We start from the raw sequence: 17,356 nt of genomic DNA, 5'->3' as shown, positions 1-17,356 counted from the left end.
TTTCTCGTTATACATCGAGTTGCCTCTTTGTTGACTGCACTCAGCGACCCAAGTCACATACTTTTGTATATTCATCGGGATAGCTTCGTTTGTCGCTTCGATGCATTTTGATTAGTACCACATTGGGGCATTAGGTTTTTATTGTTTCCAACTTTGTTCTAATCGCTCTAACAATTCAAATGTGATGCTTTTAACATTAACAGTGTCATAGCCATAACGGCAATGTATAGCAATGTCATGACTCAATGAGTTATTTTTAAATTTAAAAACCTCAGATTTTCCTAAAGGTATTCCAACAACTATTTTTTTAGGGGCTACACGAATAGGGGAGCCAAAATGCTCATATAGCCAACGTTCAGTCATTACTTGTTTTAATCCAAAAGGAAGCTCATTCGGAAACTTCCACTGATTTCGCATGTCATCAGGAATCACCGTCACTGTGATTTCTCTTAACTTTTTCGACGGGTTATCAAAAGATAAAAACACATACTCTTTTTTCATATCTAGCGTAACAACATCATCCCCTGAATTCCCTTGAGGCTTAGTTTTATAAGGGATTAGCCCATCGTTATAAATTTCATCATACGTATCCCCTAAACGTTGCACTAACGCTTCAATATTCACACTCATTTGTATACCCGACCGCTACAGGCAAGCCTGTTCAAGAAACAGGTTTGCCGTACAATAATTTTCGATATCAAAACTGCTCCCCTTGTACCACATTGGGGCATTAGGATTTTTATTGTTTCCATTCATGATTTAGTTGCTCAAGAGTCAAAAAAGTAACACTTTTAACATTCACTTTTTTATATCCAAAAAGCATTGAAACGGCAACTTCTCTATCTAAAACAGGAGATTTCAGAACAAAAACAGATGTTTTCCCAAAACTAATTCCCATAATTATTTGTTCAGGTGCATTTCTAATAGGTGAACCTAAATGTTGATATAACCACTGTTCTGTCATCACTTGTTCTAACCCAAAGGGGATTTCATTCGGAAACTTCCACTGATTTCGCATATCATCAGGAATAACCGTTATCGTGATTTCTCTTAACCTTTTCGAAGGGTTATCAAAAGATAAAAATACATACTCTTTTTTCATATCTAACGTGACAACATCATCCCCTGAATTTCCTTGAGACTTTGTTTTATAAGGGATAAGTCCATCGTTATAAAGTTCATCATACGTATCCCCTAAACGTTGCACTAATGCTTCAATATTCACACTCATTTGTATAATCCTTTTGCTTCAGTGCCACTTGATTTACTCGGACTTAGCCCGGTCTCCGAAAGGATAAACAGGCAAATTGTGGTAGTAAAACGTACCGGAAAACGAAATTCCGGCTCTGCCTCCGAATCACGCTGCGGTATCGAGAGATTACAGTGCGTACCTGATAAGAGCACCAATCAACGGACTAGGGATTTCTTGGATTGCACCGTCGAAAGAAGCCCAACCTGACCAGACTTAGCTAAATTAACCAGCTAAGAAGCCATGACCCAATAGCCGATCATGGAGAAAAGCAGAGACAAAATGATGATGTCGCTTCGCTCCATTTCGATTAGTACCACATTGGGGCATTAGGATTTTATTGTCTTCATTTTTGACTCTAAACGCTCGTAAAGAAAAAAAGCAACTCTCTTAACATTTACTTTCTTATAACCATAACGCATTGATAATGCGATTCTTTTATCTGTATCAGGAATAGTTATGGAAAAAATATCAATCTTTCCAAAATTAATTCCCATAACCGTCTGTTCAGGTTCACTGACAAGAGGAATCCCACAGTGTTCTTGCAACCAGCGCTCAGTCATCACCTGCACCAAACCAAAAGGAAGCTCATTCGGAAACTTCCACTGATTTTGCATGTCATCAGGAATAACTGTCATAGTGACTTCTCTTAACTTTTTTGACGGGTTATCAAAAGATAAAAAAACAGACTCTTTTTTCATATCTAACGTGACAACATCGTCACCGGAATTCCCTTGAGGCTTAGTTTTATACGGAATTAGCCCATCCTTATAAAGTTCATCATACGTATTCCCTAAACGTTGCACTAAAGCTTCAATATTCACACTCATTTGTATAATCCTTTTGCGTCATTTAGCTCATGAATTTTTCTAATTTTTCATCCAGCAGCTCCGTTTTGATTAGTACCACATTGGGGCATTAGGATTTTTATTGCTTCCATTCATTATTTAATTGTTCAAGAGATTCAAACGTAATTTCCTTTACGTTAACCTTTTTAAAACCATAAAGACAAGAAATAGCTATATCCTGACTTAAAGATTCATTTTTAAACTTAAAAACTTCCATTTTCCCAAAAGATACACCCATGATTTGTTCTTCAGGCGCGCTTCTAATGGGTGAACCAAAATGTTGATATAACCACTGTTCCGTCATCACTTGCATCAAACCAAAAGGGATCTCATTCGGAAACTTCCACTGATTTCGCATGTCATCAGGAATCACCGTCACTGTGATTTCTCTTAACTTTTTTGACGGGTTATCAAAAGATAAAAACACATACTCTTTTTTCATATCTAGCGTAACAATATCATCCCCTGAATTCCCTTGAGGCTTAGTTTTATAAGGGATTAGCCCATCGTTATAAATTTCATCATACGTATCCCCTAAACGTTGCACTAATGCTTCAATATTCACACTCATTTGTATAATCCTTTCGCTTCGTTTAGTTCATGAATTTTGTCTAATTTTTCATTCAGTAATTTGCTATCGTAACCTTCATTTTCTAAGCATTCTCGGTTGGCTTCCCAATTACGTTCGACCGCCTCCCGTAAATTTTTAGCATCCAACTCTTTTCGTGGTAACAATGTTCGGTCAAGTATCCAATATGTTGATTTATGTCTTTTTGAGCAAAATTAGATAGCTTGTGAAACTAATGATTCCACACGCTGAATATTAATTTTCTATTAACATATTTCTGGTGCTAAACATCGCGATCTATATGTTGAATACATGACCACTATTTTCTTCGTTTATTGCCACTAAACATCTCTGATACGCTGAAACCTACTATATGTGCATTTTATCTTTCCAACGTTCTTCCAGAGTATCTAATAATTCAAATGTAATTTTTTCAACATTCACTTTTTTATATCCATATCGCATAGACATAGCTATTTTTTTCCCCATAACATCACCAGGTAAAATAAACACCTCCATTTTCCCAAATGACCTACCTGCAACTATTTTTTCCTTTGCTGTACGCATAGGCATTCCAAAGTGACTATATAGCCATTGTTCAGTCATTACTTGCTCTAATCCAAAGGGTAGGTCATTCGGAAACTTCCACTGATTTCTCATGTTAGAAGGAATAACAGTAATAGTTATACTTTTTAATATTTTTGAAGGATATTCGAAGGCTAAAAAAACATATTCTTTTTTCATGTCTAATGTCACGACATCATCATCAAAATCCCCATCGGGAACAGATTTATAAGGAATTAAACCATCATCATAAATATCATTATAAGTATCACCTAAACGATTTACTAATGCCCCAATATCAACACTCATTTATACCATCCTTTAGCTCTGTTTAATCTATGAATTTCCTGTAACATATCGTCAAGCTCTTTATCTGTGTACCCCTCAGATTCTTTTAATTCACCTCTTATTGCAGCCCAATTACTTTCGGATGCTTTATATAAATCGAGAGAATCAAGCTTTGCTTTTTTTATAATAGTTCCATTTTCAAGTTCAATATTGCTACTATTTCGACCGCCAAATGTTTCACTATATTTTTGATGTGTTTTTATTTTGATTGTTACTGAAGCGACATCCCCATAAAGCTCTTTTATTTCGTCATCCGTCATATCTGGGTATGTTTCTTTTAAATATTCTTTAATAGCAGCCTTTGAGGGAATATGATCAACATTAAACTTTTTCTCTCTAGAGCGTCCATTCAGATTTTTATAGTAATCAATCTCTCCTCCCTTTAATGGTTCTTTCTGAAAAAACACATAAATAGCCGGCACTTCACCGAGCGGATCAACAATTATGTAATCATTAAAATCTGTTTCATGAATAGGAAGCGATTCAATCCAACCCGTTGATTGTTCGGGTATCGGGCTAGGAGTTAATTCTGGCTTTTGAATTTCCGGTATCGGGTTCGGTAAACTCCAGATTTTTTGAGGCTCAGGAAGCGGCGTCGGGGGAAGATAATTCCCAACGCCGCCACCATCATGAATAATCGAGCCTAGCTGCCCGTTATCAAGGCTAAATTTCATCGCTTGAAAAGCTAAATCCGGATTTTTAGCCACATCCTGAGCGGTATAATCGTTATACTCCGCCGTATTATTCTGAGTATTCCAAATAAATTGACCTTTAAAATCAGGATCAGAAAACGTTACTGAACCATCCTCATGACGCTCAGCAAAACGGACTCGAACTCTGTCTAACCCACTGCGTTCGTCCACGGCATATCCGACAATTTTCGGGTTTCCACTTTTTTCGTCCTCAATCACCCGAAAACGAACACGGGTCGTGACGGTGCTTTTTGCCGCAGCGATTTCTCTTAGAAACTCTTCCGACGTATAGTCATAGGTAGATATGGTTGAGGCAGAACGAGAAAAACCGCCCACAATCGATCGCTTCTCGAATGGACGCCCGATAACGATGCGATCGAGCGTCGAATCTCCGACGCTCGGCGAATAAAACAATCCCATTAATGCTATTGTTAGCGGATTAGGCGCTTTAACCAACTGAGATAATAGGCTTATATCTTTTGAGAGCGTTGAAGAAGCAGGCTTAAGTATTGAGGGGACTGAAATAGATTGTGCCGGCGCAAAAGATAACGCCCTGGGTTCCATAAAAAAACGTAACTTTGGTACCTTTACATAAACCGTCGTTGTTGATGTTCCTGTATTTGTTCGACTTGTTGCACTTCCAATGTAATTATTTTCTGGCATCCCTGCATCTCCTGATTAAAAAACAATCCCAATATTCACTTCTTATAAGATTTATTATCTAAAACGAGCGTGTTTGGTGCTCAAAATCGCCCGTTTAATGCTATCAGTACGCCTCAAAATGATTTTAAGAACCAAACACATCCCATAAAGTTCCACCCTGAATAGCATGATTTTACCCTTTTATCACAAGAGTATTTATATTATAAGGTTTTTTATGTTAAAAAAATAAAATGTTGATCTGACTTTTGCTAAATTAATTTATCTTTAATGAATGATTTCCTATTGACTAACTGTCATCTTTAACCATTTTTATAATATGAGAAAGAAAGGTCGTTCACTACACTCTGAGGCTTATGTATTGAATAGAATAATTAATACATATTTTTATATATAATTATGTATTCAGTTTAATTCTATATTTATTAGGTATATGGTTCTGTAAATACTCATTTATGAAAACTAACGATTATGCTTTAACTCAATCTTCATATTCGAGGTTCGGCAGGTGCTCGAACGATTTCAGGTATTGTGGCAGCGAAAGGAATTAAACCTATCCGTTATGGCGCCAGTAATATCATGAAATCAAGGAGTTTAGTGAGTTATCCGTCACCTAAATATCGATATAAAAGAGTCTCACAATTGTCACGGCATAAAACGATAGCCGATGCCTGTTTCCGTTAATAAATGAATAGGGCGGGTGGGATCATTTTCGAGCTTCTGCCGTAAATGCCCCATGTAGATACGAAGATAATGACTATGTTCAACATAATTTGGTCCCCAAACTTGGACTAAGAGATGGCGTTGTGTAAGAACCTTGCCACTATTAGTCACCATTTCACTGAGTAAACGAAACTCAATAGGGGTGAGATGCAATTCTTCATTTTTTTTGGTGACAATTCGATTAATAAAATTAATGCTCACATCACCAAATTCGAACAAAGTACTCTTTTGAGCCGTTTGGCCAAAACGGCGTAATGCAACTCGGACTCTTGCAAGAAGCTCACTGATACCAAAAGGTTTGGTGAGGTAGTCATCTGCACCCGCATCTAATGCCGCGACTTTATCGGATTCATCTTCGCGGGCTGATAATACAATGATCGGAATGCTACTCCACTGACGTATATCGCGGATCAGATCTAGCCCATCACCATCCGGTAAACCAAGATCTAATATTAAGAGATCAGGTCGGCGAGTACCGGCTTCAATCAGCCCTCTATGGCAATTTTCAGCCTCGAAAACTTTCAAACCTTCCCCCTCCAGCGCTAATCTGACAAAGCGACGGATTTCTTTTTCATCTTCAATGATCAATATTTGATGGGGGCTCACGATAGTCGGTTATCTCTTCAATGTCAGGCAACTGTTTAAAAGGTAAAATAAAGTGAAAACTAGCTCCACCTTTTTTATTATTTTCGGCCCAAATTTGGCCTTCATGTAATTGGATGATCGCACGACAAATTGCGAGACCTAAACCAACACCAGGGATTGCAGATTCTTTTTGTGCGCGAGAAAATTTATCAAAAATCGTTTTTTCTTGCCCATCAGGAATCGCATTATTGGCATCCCAAACTTCAATATGTACTTGATTGCCCTCTACTTTAGCACAAATACCCATCGGAGTATTGTCATCGCTATATTTGATGGCATTTTCCAGTAAGTTAATTAAGACCCGTTCAATTAAATTTGCATCACAGTAGAGCAATAGATCAGCGGGAATATCAATGGATAATGGATGACTTTTCAATGTGTAGTCTAATGTACGTACCGCACTTCCCGTAATTTCTTCTAATGATTGCCACTCCAAATTAAGTTGGATCCCCCCAGATTGCAATCTTGCCATATCCAGTAAATTATTGACCAAACGCGAGGTGCTTAATACCTGTTGACGCATTTTGCTCACTTGTTCAGTATAACGGGAATTTTCCGCACTGAGATCTAGCATTAAGATTTCTGTTTGTCCAAACAAGATGGTTAACGGCGTTTTAAGATCATGTGAAAGTGCAGCTAACAATGAATTTCGTAATTGTTCCCGCTCGATATCTAATTTTGCTGTTTCTGCTTGCTTCGTCAATTGTAAACGAGCAAGTGCACTCGCAATCAACCCAGTAAAAGTTTGTAACATGCGTTGCTGTTCTGGGATAAGCAGCTGACGTATATTACTCGGTTCAATGGCAAGAACGGCAATTGTTTGGTCTGCTGTCGTAATAGGTTGGAGTTGATAAGGTACGCTTGGTAATGTATCAGTTCCCGCTCCTGCGGGTTGGCGTTTATCAAAACTCCATTTGGCGATAGCTTGATCGATTTGCATTGGGCTGTAGCCCTCACACATCAAAGGAGACAGTTTATTGTTATCATCGAGTAACAATAAGCAGGTTTTCGCTTGAAAGGCATTATTAATAAAGTGGTAACCCGTTTTACCAACATCTTGTTCAGTGAGTGCCTGGCTCAACTCTTTCGTCATTTCATATAGATGTCGAGTTCGTTGTTCTCGATAACGCGCAATTCTGGCTTGGTATCTCATACCTGCGGTTAAATTCCCGACAACGACACCAACAATTAACATGACAGTAAATGTTACTAAATACTGCATATCCATGATAGCAAGAGAGAAATGAGGTTGAACAAAGAATAAGTCAAAGCTGATGACGTTAACCAGCGCAGCAAAGACGGAGGGACGACGGCCATAAAACAGTGCAACTAATACAACGCCGAGCAAATAGAGAGTAACGAGGTTCGCTTTATCTAATGCAAGTAAAAAAGTATGAGAAAATAAAGTGATGACAGCACACATTACAATTGCCATCACAAAGCCATTCACATCGGTTCGCCACTTTTCAGAGAAAGGCTTATGTTCAGGCTCTTTTTCACAATAATTTTTTTCTTCGAGTGCGACAATCACTAAATCTAAGTCAGGGCCTAATTCCCCCAATCGCTCAGCAAAGCTGCTTCTTAAATTAAAAATCAACCACTTACGCCGTTTAGTTCGACGACCAATTAAAATTTTTCCGAGATTATGTTCACGCGCATAACGCAAAATAGCTTTTTCTTCCGATGGATCAGATAACGTTGCCGTTTCAGCGCCTAAATCTTGGGCTAGACGCAAAACTTTTAGAATCGCTCTGCGGTGGCCTTCGGGTAGGCCATGTAATTTTGGTGTTTCAACATAAACGGCATGCCAAACCGAACCGAGCTTTGCCGCTAATCTAGCCGCGGCACGCACCAATTTTTCATTGCCTCTGTTGTGACCTATGCATAATAGTAAGCCATCACGGGTGTGCCATACCGGAGCCAGCCCTTTACCATCACGAAACTCACGCATTTGCCCATCAACACGATCTGCCGTTCGGCGTAAGGCTAGCTCACGTAACGCAATTAAATTCCCTTTACGGAAAAAATGTTCGATCGCACGTTCTGCTTGTCCCGGAATGTACACTTTGCCTTCTTTTAAGCGCTGACGTAAATCATCGGGAGGTAGGTCGACTAAGACGATTTCATCTGCGGCATCAAAAATGTGATCAGGTACAGTTTCGCGAACTCGGATCCCTGTAATACTTCCAACAACATCATTTAAGCTTTCAATATGCTGTACATTAATCGTTGTTAAAACATCAATTCCAGCATCTAGTAGCTCTTCGATATCTTGCCAGCGTTTAGGATGACGACTCCCTGTTGGATTACTAAATGCCAATTCATCCATTAAAATGATGGCAGGATGTCTGGCAATAGCAGCATCAATATCAAAGGCATGCTGTACTCGACGTGTACGATTATGCAGACGGCGGGGGGCAAGCAGCGTTAAGCCTTCGAGCAAAGCTGCCGTTTCTTCTCTTTCATGAGTTTCAACAACACCGACCAATACATCGAGTCCTTGATTTCGCAAGCGTTGAGCTTCTTGAAGCATGGCATAGGTTTTTCCGACACCAGCACAGGCACCGAAAAATATTTTGAGTTTACCTCGTCCACAATCATTAGCTTTTACCAATAGATCGTCAGGATTTGGACGAACTGGATCATTATTATCCATAACAAACCTCAGTGAGTGGAATTAAATCGTCATACTACTAGGGGCTGTTAGCAATGCATGCGAGGTAAACTCGCATGCATCTTAAGTTATTTAGGAGTATTAGCCTGTTGTTGATAGTCATCTAGCGCGATGTTGAGTTGTAACACATTAACAATTGGCTCACCTAAGAACGCGAGTAATGGTTGTTGTGTTTGCTCACTAATTACTGATTTTACATCTTCTTGTGAAATCTGTCTGTTTTTGGCAATACGTGGCACTTGGTAGAGTGCAGCTTCAACTGACATATTCGGATCTAAACCACTAGCCGATGAGGTTAATAAATCGACAGGAATAGCGTTTCCTGCATCAGGGTTTTGCTTCTTCAGTTGCTCACTACGTTCTGCAAAAGTTTTACTTAATAGTGGATTACTAATTGCAAAGTTACTACCGCCAGATGACAGAGCATTATAAGGATGTTCAGCTGTCACAGATGGGCGCCCTAAAAAGTAGCGTTCAGATTGGTAATTCTGCCCAATCAAGGCTGAACCTATCACATGATCGTTTTTTTGGATCAGAGAGCCAGTAGCTTGCCAAGGAAATAAAATATTGGCCAATCCGGTGACTAATAAAGGATAAGCCACACCTGTTATAATCGTTAATAAAATAAGCATAACTAGTGATGAACGAAGCGTATTCATGGCGTGTTCCTTATAAACCAAAGAGACTGATAAACATGTCGATAAGCTTTATACCGACAAAGGGAACGATCAGACCGCCGAGACCATAAATCCCAAGGTTTCTCTGTAGTAATGACTGTGAACTCATAGGGCGGTAATTCACACCTTTTAGCGCTAAGGGGATCAAAACAACAATGATCAAGGCATTAAAGATCACAGCTGATAGCACGGCAGAAGCTGGTGAGTGCAAGTGCATCACGTTTAATGCGTTCAGCTGTGGCCAAGTCACAGCAAAGGCTGCTGGAATAATGGCAAAATATTTGGCTACATCATTCGCAATACTAAATGTAGTTAACGAACCTCGCGTCATCAGCATTTGTTTACCAATATGAACTACTTCAATTAGCTTTGTTGGGTTAGAATCTAAATCAACCATGTTCCCAGCTTCTTTGGCTGCTTGTGTACCTGAGTTCATGGCGACAGCAACATCAGCTTGAGCAAGAGCAGGGGCATCATTAGTTCCATCGCCAGTCATTGCGACTAGACGACCTTCCGATTGATATTGGCGAATAAGTGCCAATTTGGCCTCTGGTGTTGCTTCCGCTAAGAAATCATCCACACCAGCTTCCGCGGCAATGGCAGCGGCAGTAAGATGGTTATCCCCAGTGATCATCACCGTCTTAATACCCATATTACGCATTTGGGCAAAGCGCTCTTTAATGCCACCTTTAACAATATCCTTCAATGCAACAATGCCAAGAATGGTTTGGTTATCAACAACAACTAGAGGTGTCCCCCCTTGATGAGCAACTTGTTCTACGAGTTTGTCAGCTTCAAGTGGAAATTTACTGTGATTCGCTTCAATATAACGGCGGATAGCATCAGCTGAACCTTTACGAATAATTCGATCACCGATATTAACGCCACTCATCCGCGTCATGGCAGAAAATGGCACAAAAGTGGCATTCAATGCATGAATATCTCTTTCGCGTAAGTTAAATTTTTGTTTTGCGAGCACGACGATACTGCGACCTTCGGGCGTTTCGTCAGCCAAAGATGAAAGTTGAGCTGCATCGGCTAACTGCTGTTCCGTGACACCTGAAAGTGGTAAAAAGGCAGAGGCTTGGCGGTTCCCCAGCGTGATGGTACCTGTTTTATCTAACAATAACACATCAATGTCACCTGCTGCTTCAACAGCTCGTCCGCTGGTGGCAATAACGTTGGCACCTAACATTCGACTCATACCTGCAACGCCAATGGCAGAAAGCAGCCCTCCGATTGTGGTTGGAATTAAACAGATCAACAATGCGATTAATACTAGAAGAGAAACAGCACTTCCCGCTCCAGCATGCTCTGCTGAAAATAGCGTAAATGGATATAAGGTTGCACAAACTAACAAGAAGATAATGGTGAGTGCAACGAGCAAAATAGTTAGCGCTATTTCATTTGGCGTTTTACGACGTTTTGCACCTTCGACCATTGAAATCATTCTATCAAGGAAGGTTTCACCGGGGTTCACGGTACATTCAACGATCAACCAATCTGATAAGACGCGTGTTCCGCCGGTTACAGATGAAAAATCACCGCCTGATTCACGGATCACTGGCGCTGACTCCCCTGTAATCGCACTTTCATCGACTGAAGCTCCGCCTTCAAGTACTTCCCCATCACAAGGGATAGTTTCACCAGCACGAATTAAAACAATATCGCCTTTGCGTAGTTCATCGGAATTAACATTTTCTTGTACGGCATTTAAAGACGCTGAGGCAAGGCGTATTGCACTGCTTAATTTTTTGACGCCTTTAAGGCTTGCTGCTTGCGCTTTACTACGACCTTCAGCTAATGCTTCAGCAAAGTTAGCGAATATAACAGTAAACCATAACCATAGTGCGATCATTCCACCAAACCATGAATTACCTTCGGTATAATTTGTTAACATTGCCAGCCATAATAATGTTGTCACCATGCTGCCGATATACACCACGAACATGACTGGGTTCCGCCACTGAACTTGCGGCGTACATTTCTTAAATGAATCAATAATAGATTGACGAATCAGTACTCTATCAAATAGTTGAGTATTTTTACTTTTCATTTTATCACCCTCATTATGCCGCTAACCAAATTTGCAAATGTTCTGCTATCGGGCCTATTGCGAGAGCTGGCACGAAAGTTAGAGCACCTATGAGTAGAATTGTTAAGATCAATAATCCGATGAAGATAGGTCCATGAGTGGGTAAACTCGCGGCAGTTGACACTTGGGTTTTTTTCATACCTAGAGAGCCAGCGATGGCAAGGACGGGCAAAATAACACCGAAACGACCTAAAAACATAATGATTGCAAGTAGTACATTATAAAATGGCGTATTAGTACTTAAACCTGCAAAGGCACTGCCATTATTGTTTGCCGCGGAAGAGAAAGCATAAAGCACTTCACTAAAACCATGTGCTCCAGAATTAAGAATGCCGGCACGTCCAGCATCTGTCATTAACGCTATTGCTGTACCACATAAAACTAAGGTTGGAGTTATCAATATAGCGATAGCAACCATTTTCATTTCACGAACTTCGATCTTTTTGCCTAAGTACTCAGGTGTGCGGCCAATCATTAATCCAGCAATGAATACAGCAAGTAAAACGAATAGCAACATGCCATACAGTCCAGAGCCTACACCACCAAATATTACCTCACCGATTTGCATGAGCCACATTGGAACCATTCCACCTAAGGCAGTAAATGAATCATGCATAGCATTGACTGCACCACAAGATGCGGCAGTAGTGACGACGGCATAAAGCGCAGAACCAAGGATACCAAATCGGCTCTCTTTACCTTCCATATTAATGGTGCTATCTGCTGAGAAATCACTTAAAAATGGGTTACCTACATATTCGGCATTAATGACTGTTGCAGCTGCAATGACAAAGATAATTACCATTACCCAAAGTAAAGTGTGTCCTTGCTTGTTATCACCCACAACCCGCCCAAAAGCAAAACACAGTGCGGTAGGAATGAGAAAAATGGCCAACATTTGTACAAAGTTGCTCAGTGCAGTCGGGTTTTCAAAAGGGTGAGCTGAGTTTGTACCAAAAAAGCCCCCACCGTTAGTGCCCAGAAGTTTAATTGCCTCTTGGGAAGCAACGGGTCCCATGGGAATAAGCTGATTAGCACTATTTAAGTTGTCACTTAACACATAAGGTGAAAAGTTTTGAATGACGCCTTGACTCACGAAAAATAGAGCAAAAATAACTGATATAGGTAATAACAAGTAGAGTGTGATACGTGCGATATCTACCCAAGCATTGCCTAAAGTTTTGCTATTGTGGCGTGAAAAAGCACGGATCAGTGCAAAAATGACAGCAATGCCCGTTGCTGCGGACAAAAAGTTTTGGACACCCAATCCAGCCATTTGGCTAAGATAGCTGAGGCTATTTTCACCACTATATGACTGCCAGTTGGTATTAGTGATAAAGCTAATTGCTGTGTTAAATGCGAGATCCCAGCTCATCCCTGAAAGTTTTTGTGGATTAAGTGGGAGAGTGCCTTGAAATAGTAGTAATGCAAAAAGTAGTACAAAACCAAGAAGGTTAAATAATAAAATCGCCAATGCATAACTTGACCAATTCATTTCAGTCATGTCACGGCCTGGCTGTTTTAACCCACTGCTACGCCAAACTATAGTTTCAACTTTTGTGACTAAGTGCGGTATATCGCCTTCAATTAATCGAGCTATAAAAATCCCAAGTGGTTTTGCGAGTACTAAAAGCACCAGTAAAAAACTGGCAATGAGTAAAAATGCATTTGTGGCCATCTTAGAAATCCTCAGCGTTAAGCAGGGCGTAAACTAGATAAACCAGCAGTAAAACAACCAAAGCTGCCCCTATAATGGAAAGTAATGACACGATAATTTCTCCTTATTATTCCCATAGAAATAAGATAGAGATTGTGTTGTAAAGAAGCTGATAAAAAGGCGAATGAAGGTGTAAAAAAAGTATAAAAATCGCAATAGAGACAAGCTATAAATGAATTTTAGCCAAAAATAGAATGTTAAGTTATTGTATACCTATTGATCTTATTTTGTTTTTTTATATGTTTATTTGTGTAATAAAGCTACAATATAAAGCGATAAAATAGACAAAATGAAGTAATTTTTTGTTTTAAGTGGTCAGATCAGTAGTAAAATTACAAATAGAGGCGTATCATTATCAGAGTTAATTCATCTTTCATTTTATCTGTACGGTTTTAGTCATTCTTGAATAAGTATTGAGTGTTAGTTAAAGAGTAAAACTAAAATCGGCAAATATTGTGGCTACTGACAGGAGGATATCGATGTCCACATACCGCGAATATTCCCGTAATCAGGTTATTTTACGCCGCACTGCCGCGCTAAGCGCTGGCATACTTGCGTTCCCGGTTATGGTTTTTCATCCGCAACGAGCAAAATTTTATAGCTATCTTTATAAGGTGTGGGCTAAAACGAGTGATAAACCCGTTTGGCTTGAACGTTCAGAAATGGCTATGGATATACATTCTAAATAATTCGAGATTCATCTAGGTGACAAGTAAAGATAGCCGGGGCATAGATAATTATGTGACTCGGTTGGCTATAAAAGTCAACGCTGATGTAGCTTGAAGTATGACGACTTATTGCTATTTATGATTTAAATCCGTCATCCCTGCAATAATTATATTGTGGGGATGTGTTTAATATTACTCTTCTTCATCTTCCTCCTGCTTTTAATTCTCAGTATTATCTAATAAATCAAACCTCAAAAATAGCCATTTCAATTTATGTAATAGACTTATAAGCTACAGGACATTCAAATTTTGTAATCAAGCAAACCATTTTGTCTAATTAGGCAAAAACGCAGCAGTAAAAGGGCAATATTATGCGTAATTTATCTTTGGAAGAATTGATTAATACTGAGCTGAAAGTTAGCGAATTTCATGACTATGCACCAAATGGATTGCAAGTTGAAGGGCGTTCTCATGTGCAAAAAATAGTAACAGGAGTGACAGCTTGCCAAGCATTATTAGATAAAGCTGTTGAGCTGGAAGCTGATGCAATTATTGTTCACCACGGTTATTTTTGGAAAAATGAACCTTCGGTGATTAAAGGCATGAAAAGAAAACGCCTTAAAACGTTACTGGAAAATGACATTAACCTCTATGGTTATCATCTCCCTTTGGATGCACATCCACATCTTGGTAATAATGCACAACTTGCACATCTAATGGGCGTAAAAATTGATGGCCAGATTGATTCTCTATTGCCATTTGGTTTTTTTGATCAGCCTATCACGCCTGCTGAATTAACCAATCGTTTAGAAACTCGTCTTGACCGTCAAGTGCTACATTGTGGTGACACGGGTAAAGAAGAAATTCGCCAAATTGCTTGGTGCACTGGTGGCGGGCAAGGTTTTATTTTACAAGCTGCTGAGTTTGGAGTTGATGCGTTTGTTACGGGAGAAGTTTCTGAGCAAACCATTCATATCGCAAGAGAAATGGGGATTCATTTCTACTCAGCAGGGCACCATGCGACAGAGCGCTATGGTATCAAAGCATTGACTCAATGGCTGGTGGATAATCATGGTCTAGATGCTGTCTTCGTCGATATTGATAATCCAGCATAGCTATTTATAATTCAAACGTTTAAATTTCGAATATGCAGCACCGCAAAATAGGTGCTGCATTTTATCAATACTATTATGTTATTTGGAGACGATATCGTAAAGATGACACTGTAAGTACAATGCCTGAAATAATTAAAACCCCACCAAGATGTTGACTCCAACCTGCAATCATTAAACCAATTGCCAGACCTGTATAGTAAAATAAGCCTAAAATAGCACCTGCTGTGCCCTTTATATCAGCATAACGATGAAGAGCATGTGCCAGAATATTTGGGATAGCAATACCATAACCAATCACAATTCCCATCATGGGGAAAATAAAGCATACAGAATGCATTAAAATAAAAACTAAGCAGCCACTAATTAATGAAACAACGCTTGATAGCCTCACTAACGTCTCTGGTGACCAATTTTTAGTCAACAAATAACGATTTAGAATAGAACCAATCCCGACACCAACGGCAAGTAAAATCCCTGTCAGACCGAATTGCTGTTGCGATAGCATTAATTGTTCAAACATAAAGGGGGCTAGCTGGTAATAACTGAATAAACTAATGTTGAAAAATGCTATTAACATCACATTTCTAAAAATCTCTTTATCCCTAATCATAATGAATAAAGAGTTAAAAAATGGGGGGTAAGTCACATTTTTTGGGCGAGTTTCCGATAATCGATAACAAGACCATACTAATAATCCGATAGCTAAAACCGCTAAACCAATAAAAACGGCCAGATAACCGCCTAAATCGACTAAAACTGCGCCAGCTAACATGCCAAATGCAGGACTAATAGCAAGTGCGCTCCCCATAATTGAAAATATTTTTGCTAATTCATATCCTTTATAACTATCACGCATGATGGTTTGCGTACCAATAGAGCCAACAGCAGCACCAAAAGCAGACAGCATTCGCATCAGCAATAACAAATAGAAGTGTGAAATAAATAAGGAGCAAATTGAAGCGATCCCATACAGAAGCAGGCCTGCAAGTATGGTAGGGCGACGGCCTAAGATGTCACACATTCTTCCCCAAAATACGACACCCAATGCAAATGCAAAGAAATAAAGTGACAGTGTCTGTGAAGCTTGTTCCGCTGTGATATTAAAAGCAGTCGCAATATTAGTTAATGCTGGGCTATATATGGTTTCTACGATTTGTGGAAACATCATTAAGGCAACCGCTAACCATAATGAAAGTGGGCATTTCATGTAAATAATCCGTTTTCGCTAATTCGATGATGCGAAGTTTAGTTGTATTTTTAATGTCTCATTACAATAATAAGGACTATAAGTATCAAAAAACGGACAAATTATGGCTTGGATCCCCCAACAAGATAAATTTGAAACACACTGGTATCAGGCACCGATATTAGGAATTGCTGCTGAAATGGGTCAACACGATTCAGGTTTTCATCAGCATGACATGGGGCAATTATTATTTACCCAAAAAGGTTGCATTCTCATCTCATTGAAAGAGCAAATTTCATTATTACCGCCGGGAAGAGTTGCATGGATCCCACCTCAAATTGCTCATCGAGCTCAAATGAGAGCCTCAGTTGGCTATAGGTCAGTTTATCTTAACCAGCAATATGCTAGTCAAGTAGGCTCAGAAGTGGTCATTTTAAGGGTATCTCCTTTACTTCGAGAGCTATTAGAGCGTATTGCTGTAGCGCCATTTGATAGTGATTGGAACAATGGCCGATTAGCGAATTTGTTACCTGTTTTTATCGATGAGCTACAAAGTGCCAATAGTGAGCCAACCTTACTTTCGATTCCAAAAGATCGGCGAATTAAAAACTTGAGCATGGAGCAGCTGCCTCCAACACTAATTCAATTAGCCCAAAGAGTGGGGGCGAGCGAAAAAACGATCACTCGAATTTTTTTACGTGAAACGGGTATGAGTTATCAAGCTTGGCGCCAACAATGGCGTTTTATCAAAGCATTAGATCTAATGGCACAAGGGAAGGCTTATCATTTTATTACCCAAGAATTAGGGTTAACCAGTGATAGTGCATTTATAAGTTTGTTTAAAAAAATGAGTGGATTAACACCGAAAGAGTATCAGAATATGCGTTGAAGCAACAAAATAAAAGCCCCGAAAACGGGGCTTTGGTG

Annotated in this window: 16 protein-coding genes; 3 read left to right on the top strand and 13 right to left on the bottom strand. The window is 39.5% G+C overall.

All coding sequences use genetic code 11. The features are described 5' to 3' along the window. Positions 1–138: 138 nt before the first annotated feature. From OOA_RS10315 to kdpF, 12 genes are all read right to left on the bottom strand, one after another. Positions 139–630, bottom strand: coding sequence for a DUF6392 family protein (locus OOA_RS10315; RefSeq protein WP_008912098.1), 492 nt, complete (start codon positions 628–630; stop codon positions 139–141). 109 nt (positions 631–739) lie between these two features. Further along, entirely contained in the window at positions 740–1,231 is a 492-nt protein-coding gene (locus tag OOA_RS10310; protein WP_008912097.1) for a DUF6392 family protein, read from the bottom strand. Between the two features lie 347 nt (positions 1,232–1,578). Then, on the bottom strand, positions 1,579–2,079 hold the full coding sequence (locus tag OOA_RS10305) for a DUF6392 family protein (protein ID WP_008912096.1): 501 nt from the start codon (positions 2,077–2,079) through the stop codon (positions 1,579–1,581). A gap of 97 nt (positions 2,080–2,176) precedes the next feature. Next, entirely contained in the window at positions 2,177–2,668 is a 492-nt protein-coding gene (locus OOA_RS10300) for a DUF6392 family protein (RefSeq protein WP_008912095.1), read from the bottom strand. 366 nt (positions 2,669–3,034) lie between these two features. Further along, positions 3,035–3,538 (bottom strand): DUF6392 family protein, encoded by a 504-nt coding sequence (locus tag OOA_RS10295; protein WP_008912093.1) that lies wholly within the window; start codon positions 3,536–3,538, stop codon positions 3,035–3,037. Beyond that, a complete protein-coding gene (locus OOA_RS10290) occupies positions 3,535–4,932 on the bottom strand; it encodes an S-type pyocin domain-containing protein (RefSeq protein ID WP_008912092.1) in 1,398 nt (465 codons plus the stop codon). Before OOA_RS10290 ends, OOA_RS10295 begins: the two co-directional genes overlap by 4 nt. Positions 4,933–5,574: 642 nt before the next feature. Then, entirely contained in the window at positions 5,575–6,258 is a 684-nt protein-coding gene (gene kdpE, locus OOA_RS10285; RefSeq protein ID WP_040690943.1) for a two-component system response regulator KdpE, read from the bottom strand. Beyond that, the gene (gene kdpD, locus OOA_RS10280) at positions 6,230–8,953 is read right to left on the bottom strand and encodes a two-component system sensor histidine kinase KdpD (protein ID WP_008912090.1); all 2,724 of its coding nucleotides are present in this window, start codon (positions 8,951–8,953) and stop codon (positions 6,230–6,232) included. The genes kdpE and kdpD overlap by 29 nt, the downstream gene beginning before the upstream one ends. A gap of 86 nt (positions 8,954–9,039) precedes the next feature. Further along, complete coding sequence (kdpC, locus tag OOA_RS10275; RefSeq protein WP_008912089.1) at positions 9,040–9,630, bottom strand: potassium-transporting ATPase subunit KdpC; 591 nt, start codon at positions 9,628–9,630, stop codon at positions 9,040–9,042. Between the two features lie 10 nt (positions 9,631–9,640). Next, entirely contained in the window at positions 9,641–11,704 is a 2,064-nt protein-coding gene (kdpB, locus tag OOA_RS10270) for a potassium-transporting ATPase subunit KdpB (protein WP_008912088.1), read from the bottom strand. A gap of 13 nt (positions 11,705–11,717) precedes the next feature. Then, positions 11,718–13,421 (bottom strand): potassium-transporting ATPase subunit KdpA, encoded by a 1,704-nt coding sequence (kdpA, locus tag OOA_RS10265; RefSeq protein ID WP_008912087.1) that lies wholly within the window; start codon positions 13,419–13,421, stop codon positions 11,718–11,720. A gap of 1 nt (position 13,422) precedes the next feature. Further along, positions 13,423–13,512, bottom strand: coding sequence for a K(+)-transporting ATPase subunit F (kdpF, locus tag OOA_RS21370; protein WP_148284506.1), 90 nt, complete (start codon positions 13,510–13,512; stop codon positions 13,423–13,425). A gap of 427 nt (positions 13,513–13,939) precedes the next feature. Here kdpF and OOA_RS10260 point away from each other — a divergent pair, with 427 nt between their 5' ends. Together OOA_RS10260 and OOA_RS10255 are read left to right on the top strand one after the other, a co-directional pair. Next, positions 13,940–14,149: a YbfA family protein gene (locus OOA_RS10260; protein WP_008912086.1), complete on the top strand. Its 210-nt coding sequence runs from the start codon at positions 13,940–13,942 to the stop codon at positions 14,147–14,149. Between the two features lie 350 nt (positions 14,150–14,499). Then, positions 14,500–15,243, top strand: a complete 744-nt coding sequence (locus OOA_RS10255) for a type 2 GTP cyclohydrolase I (RefSeq protein ID WP_008912085.1) — start codon at positions 14,500–14,502, stop codon at positions 15,241–15,243. Positions 15,244–15,316: 73 nt separating this feature from the next. On the opposite strand, the gene OOA_RS10250 is transcribed toward OOA_RS10255, so the two are convergent. Then, positions 15,317–16,450, bottom strand: a complete 1,134-nt coding sequence (locus tag OOA_RS10250) for a multidrug effflux MFS transporter (protein WP_008912084.1) — start codon at positions 16,448–16,450, stop codon at positions 15,317–15,319. 103 nt (positions 16,451–16,553) lie between these two features. On the opposite strand from OOA_RS10250, the gene OOA_RS10245 reads away from it, so the two are divergent. After that, positions 16,554–17,318 carry an AraC family transcriptional regulator gene (locus OOA_RS10245; RefSeq protein WP_008912083.1) on the top strand — a complete coding sequence of 255 codons (765 nt, stop codon included), beginning with the start codon at positions 16,554–16,556 and terminating at the stop codon, positions 17,316–17,318. Positions 17,319–17,356 lie beyond the last annotated feature (38 nt).

It is taken from the genome of Providencia burhodogranariea DSM 19968 (assembly GCF_000314855.2).
GTDB classification, from domain to species: domain Bacteria; phylum Pseudomonadota; class Gammaproteobacteria; order Enterobacterales; family Enterobacteriaceae; genus Providencia; species Providencia burhodogranariea.
Note: the sequence above shows the minus strand (reverse complement) of the source record. Positions and strands in the feature narration are given on the sequence as shown.